Source organism: thiotrophic endosymbiont of Bathymodiolus puteoserpentis (Logatchev) (genome assembly GCF_900127505.1).
In the GTDB taxonomy this organism is placed as follows: Bacteria; Pseudomonadota; Gammaproteobacteria; order PS1; family Pseudothioglobaceae; genus Thiodubiliella.
Genome location: NZ_UEXF01000008.1, coordinates 1 through 5,763 on the forward strand (window position 1 = coordinate 1; position 5,763 = coordinate 5,763).

At 31.4% G+C, this 5,763-nt stretch carries 4 protein-coding genes; all 4 read right to left on the reverse strand.

What is annotated here, in order from left to right; all coding sequences use genetic code 11:
* Positions 1-239: 2-amino-4-hydroxy-6-hydroxymethyldihydropteridine diphosphokinase (gene folK / locus BHECKSOX2_RS00745; protein ID WP_139682060.1), on the reverse strand; the 239-nt coding region annotated here is incomplete at its 3' end.
* Positions 239-541 (reverse strand): virulence RhuM family protein, encoded by a 303-nt coding sequence (locus BHECKSOX2_RS00750; protein WP_139682061.1) that lies wholly within the window; start codon positions 539-541, stop codon positions 239-241. The genes BHECKSOX2_RS00750 and folK, both read right to left, overlap by 1 nt.
* The gene (locus BHECKSOX2_RS00755) at positions 538-5,154 is read right to left on the reverse strand and encodes an AAA domain-containing protein (RefSeq protein WP_139682062.1); all 4,617 of its coding nucleotides are present in this window, start codon (positions 5,152-5,154) and stop codon (positions 538-540) included. The genes BHECKSOX2_RS00750 and BHECKSOX2_RS00755 overlap by 4 nt, the downstream gene beginning before the upstream one ends.
* A 6-nt stretch (positions 5,155-5,160) precedes the next feature.
* The gene (gene vapC / locus BHECKSOX2_RS00760; protein ID WP_139682063.1) at positions 5,161-5,565 is read right to left on the reverse strand and encodes a type II toxin-antitoxin system tRNA(fMet)-specific endonuclease VapC; all 405 of its coding nucleotides are present in this window, start codon (positions 5,563-5,565) and stop codon (positions 5,161-5,163) included.
* Positions 5,566-5,763: the final 198 nt, after the last annotated feature.

The following is a 5,763-nucleotide window of genomic DNA, read 5'->3' on the forward strand; positions in this document are numbered from 1 at the left end:
TGCTTAGTTTCAATGTCCTGACAGACATACAACAATTCCAATGCACTTAGATGCGTATCTACTTCGCACACAGCATTAATATAATCTGGCTGCTTTGAGCCATCAATCGGCTTGGATTGATACAAACTCGACAAGGCTACCACCTTTACATCTTGCACACTATTTAATGCAATCAACGCATCTTTAATCTGTTGTTTAGGGTTATTAAGGTTTGAACCCAGTCCGATATAGGCTAACATTAGTTTCCTTGTTGAATGGTTTTAGCAAAATTAGTGCGGTATCCTACTGCTAAAATAATATCTAACAAATAATAAACAATAGGTTTGTCAGAATTTACAATATGCATTTTTTGCATATTGCTTTTTTCATCAACTTCTTTATCAAACAATATTTTCTTAATATGCCTTAAAATAACAGACTGATCTTTGTCAAAAATATTAACAATATCTTTCTGAGATGCCCGAACAGTTTCTACATTTGAATCTAATTTTAACTCAATCGCTCCATTTTTAGCTTGATAAATTACCAGGTTTTTAGTCATTCAAAGTCCAATAATCCTATTTTGGTGTTATTATTCAATTTTTCCAAACTTTGCCATTCTTTTTTATAATACTTATTGTTAAGTTTTTTACCATCAGCGCTAAAGCTTTTTAGGGTGACTCTTTTAATATCGTTATAGGCTGTAATTGGTATCAAATTGTATTGCACGTTGGTAACAACATTTTTATTGTAAATAGCTTTATAACCTTGTATAGAAAGATTGTCTTTTGTTGGTAATTTTTCAGTTAAATGTGCTTTAAACTTTCGTTCACCATTTTCAGTAAAAGCAATGCCAATAATTTCATCTTTTTTGATTAACAATAACTGGGGTAGTTTGTCATTTGTTTTTATATTAAAACCATTCTGATATTCTTTATCTAATTTACGAGACAATAAAACAGGAACATCGAATTTATTAATATGCCCATTATCATAACATTGCAATAAATAACCTTGTTGATATTCTTCGCCAATAGCCAAGCTAAAGTCTGCATCTTCTTTCTCATTTTTAGAAACGATATAATTGCCTGATTGATAAAGATTTAAAAAAAGTGTTTTTGTTGCTTTATTCTCACTTTGTTTGAAAATAGATAACTGCTCGGACTCTATATTTTTAATCTGTTCTTCTTGTGTAAATTTCTGTTGTATAGAATGGTTGGATAACACATCCCAAAGTTGAGCGGTTGCTTGATGTTTATCATTAATATAGTGTGAATAAAGAATACGAAAAAATTGCCAGCCAGCCCGTTCTAATATTTCTTGACGCTGCATATCTTTCTCATATTGCTCATCACCATGCCAATAATCACCATCACACTCAATAGCAATTTTTGTGCCATCTGCACAAAACACGACTAAATCAATTGTATATTTTGCTACCTTATGCGCAGGTTCTACATTGTAACTTTTATTGATAATATCATTATAAACCTCCACTTCAAACCAACTTCTAAAAGGTTCAGGTGGTTTAGGTTCTTCACCATACATTGGTTTTGGATTAGGTACAGGGATTAACCGACGCTGCTGAGATTCTGGCGTATCGTAAGTAACAATATAGTTTAAAAGTTTATGACGAAAATCATTACAGTTGGTTAAATCTTCTAATTGCACCGAATGAAAAAGCCATAATTGATCTTTAGCCCGACTTGCGGCGACATTAAAGCGTCTTTTATCTTTATCTGTTGTCAGTGCCCTCCTATCATGATTAGGGGCTGTTACTAAACTCAGAAAGATAACATCTCGCTCATCACCTTGAAATGAAGCAGGACTACCAACCATTATTTTTCTTTCTTGGTAGTCTTTACTGTCAATTTGTTCTAGCAATAAATTATGAATAATATCTTGTTGAGCATTGCCTTGTAAAACAATAACACCAATGGTTTTACCTTCATATTGCTCATCTTGGATAATATTGGCAATTTCATTAACAATAACCTCTGCTTCAGGCTTATTGTTAATATTACTACCTCTCCCCTCTGTATAACCTGTATCACAAAATGTATTTTTTAGTGGATCAAGGCGCTTTTTAGAATAAGTCCTAAGTGGGTAAAGTGGAGTATGAGAAGCGTAGCACAATTGATTGGAAAATTCAATAATTTCAGGCATACAACGAAAATGCTCACGCAAAGTGATTTTATCAAAATAGACCTTTGCACGGTCGAAAAAACTACCGTCTACACCATAAAACTTCCTATTAGGTATATCTTCTAAATATTTATCAATAGCGTTGTCAACCTCTTGTTCATTAACGCCAATATATTCTGGTGCAGTTTGTTGATCATCACCAACAATAATAATTTTCTTAGTTAAATACAACAACAACATTGCATCAACACCTAATTGACTAGCCTCATCCACAATAATATAATCATACATCTCTTGCTGTGGGGTAATGGTATCTGCTAACTGTTGTAATGGCATAATCCAACAGGGAATAACATCTTTACACTCTTGCATTTTTTGTTTAGCAATTTTTCGCCACTTCTGTGTGCGTTTACTTTCTGTTTTACTGATATTACTGACTGCTTTTGCCCAAAGATTTAACTCAGTTTTTAACGACCTATCTTGAAGTTTGTCAACCGTGTATTTCCATGCTTTATCCGCACCAATATCGGTAATTAATTTTTGTGCTTTGGCTTTATTATCTTTGATACTTTCTTCTAAAACACTTATTGCACCCTTTTGGGATAATGGTTGCACCTCATTTTGAGCATGTTTAAAGTAAAATGCATCTTGTAAGTCTGTGAAAGTAATTGTATCGCCAGAAAGAATTCTTTCGATTGTATTGGGTATTTTTTCACTTAATTGTTGCCAAATTTCCTTAAATTGGTTTTTCTGCTCCACCTTGTCATAGATATTCTGATAGTGCTCACGCCATTCTTGTTTTGTAAAATCAATTTCTTTATACTTGCTTACCAAATCTTGATTTAATTTTAATTTATGCAATGAGACAACATCTTGATAAAATAATAATTTTTTCTCATATTCATTCTCAAAATCAGAATTACACATTTTTTTTAATTTATCAAATGTTTGCTTCAATTCTATATCTTTGACAACCTGTTCAAATTCTCCCATGGTATCGCAGTCGCTATCATTCACTTTAACTGCTTCAATAAAATAGAGTTTTTCTTTTATTTCTTTGGATAAGAACATCTTTCCAATAGAAAAACCAACACCATCTAGCCTATTACCATTAGTCAAATACTTAAGCAATATTTCTGCGTGATTTTTTAGGATATTAAGGTCTTTATTAGGATAGGTAATTGTAATATCATCCAATTCTTTTAATATCTCTAATGCTGGTAACTTTTTAATTAAATCCTCTAACACTTGAATATCATATTCTGCCAAAGATAAATCACCACACTTTTCTATTAATTGATGATATTTTTTAATTTCATCTAGTGTTGGTAATTTTTTTAAATCTAAAACAGTATCAAAATCCAATAATGGGTAAGTTTCGTTAAATTTAATAAATTCATTGAATTGATGCTCTAAATTACTATTGCCACAATCCTTATATTTATCTTGATACCACTCAAATTTTTGCTCATCAGCCTTTAATTGCTCCAATACATCAACCAACATACCTTTGTATTTAGGGTTGTTAATTTTTTCAGTTCCTTGTCTAACAATTTCTTTATATTTGTTGGTAGTTTTAGCAATATTTCTTTTAACTTGATCCAATTTATTTGTTTTATCAATATAATTGAAATTCTCTGATTTATTTTTAATCGCTTCAACGCTACTACTTAAATCATCCTTAGAGGCTTGGTCGCTACCCCAATAATTAACCACAAGACTTTTGTATTCATCAGGCAATTTATCTTTTAACACCTCTAAAGCGCGCTTAGTTTGTGCAGTTACCAATACTTTATTACCTGTTGCAAGCAAATGGCAAATTAAATTAGCAATGGTATGTGATTTTCCTGTTCCAGGCGGTCCTTGCACTACAAGAGCATCATGGTATTTTATTTTATCAAGTATTTCTTCTTGTTCTTGATTGGCAGAATATGGAAAATAAATAGTTTCTGGTGGTGTTGTGTTGTTTGAAGTTCTATTTTCATTATCTTGACTATTTTGACCAAGCAGGTAATCAATAAGTTTTATTTTTTTTGGCTGCTCTTGCTTTTCTAAAGTTTTTACAACCTCTTCATATGCTTTGCTAAGTTTGCTGGTATTTTTCTTTCTTAGAATTAGTGCTGGAGCATAAGAAATACTTGTGTAGTTAGTTGTTTTAGGTTCAGATATTTGATCATGATATTGCTCTACGCCAATACCATCTGAAAAGTTTCTAACAATCTTGTTTGCACTCTCTCTATCTAATAAATCTATATCATCATTCTGTTCATTAATAATCTTCTGTTCAAAAATTTTCTTAGCCTCCTGAATGCTATTATTATCAAACTCTTTTAAAATAAAGTCATCTTCAACTTCTGGATTCTCATCGCTTATCTTAACTGTGATAGTGGCATTACTGTATTCAATATCGGCAATTTGAATGATAAGATGGCGATAATATTTTTGAGTATCGTTATTTTGTTGGTGGTTGAATAAACCAACAGCAATAATTAATTCATGAGTTTCGCTATTATTTTTTAATTCTTCATAAAATTTAAAAAATTGTTGATAAAGTTTAAATAGTTTTGTGTATTTAATTAATTTCTTGTCATATCTTGCTTTTTGTTGTTGATATTCTTGATGTTTTACTTGATATTGTGACAAGTCACCTGTCCAGTGGTTGTCGATATAGTTATTTAATTTTTCTTTCAGTTCTGGCTTGTCATCCAAAAATAGAGTTACTTCATTATGCTCTATTTCTGTTTTTATAATAGGATCATTATCTTCATTGTATAAATCTTCAAGCCAGTTGATTAACTCCTTGGGTGTTTCTATCTGTGGTTTTATAGGTTCTTGTGGTTCTTCTGGCTTTTTAAGTTTTAACCAAAAATCTTTTTTATCATCTATTTTAACAGTGTTGTAGAAAAAATCATTATTAGGAATAGCATCAAGAAAAACATAATCATATTGCTTAATATCCCTGATTACTTTATTGCGTAATTTAGCAAATTCTTTTAAATACTTAAATAGTTGTAAATATTGCTTCATCATGTTTTATTACCCAACCCAATTCTCAGTTTTTAGCCCTTGGACACGCTCAAAATCCTTAAGATTATTACTAACCAGTGTGGCGTCTAAACTGCGTGCATGAGCGGCAATCCAAAGATCGTTATTGCCAATAATATCACCTTGCTTAGATAATTTTGCACGAATATCGCCATAATGCTTGGCAACATTGCTATCAATGGGAATAATATGGATATTTTGCGTGAATTTATCCAAACTTATTTTTGATTTAGCAAAATTATTACCTTTACTAATACCGTAAAATAATTCACCGTAAGTAATAATAGAGATACTTATTTGGCGATAATCCAACTCATGAAATTTTTTCAATACATTTTGCGGGCTTTGATTGATAATATAAATACAAATATTGGTGTCCAAAATATAACTATTCATCAAAATTTTCTCTTTCTATTGGCGGTGTATCGTCCCTCTCAAAATCCTTGAAAGCATCATGCAATTCACCTAATGCATAAAATGCGTCTGCTAAATTGGGTTTAATAGGTTTAATTGTCAGGTTTCACCACGTTATTCCCTACTTTCAAAAACCACACTCCGAAACATATCAGGCTTTCTGATAAACAAATCAGGCTT

Excerpts from the sequence above, each read along its gene's own strand:
- BHECKSOX2_RS00755 (WP_139682062.1), bottom strand. The coding sequence starts at position 5,154 with ATGATGAAGCAATATTTACAACTATTTAAGTATTTAAAAGAATTTGCT.
- vapC (WP_139682063.1), bottom strand. The coding sequence starts at position 5,565 with ATGAATAGTTATATTTTGGACACCAATATTTGTATTTATATTATCAAT.
- BHECKSOX2_RS00750 (WP_139682061.1), bottom strand. The coding sequence starts at position 541 with ATGACTAAAAACCTGGTAATTTATCAAGCTAAAAATGGAGCGATTGAG.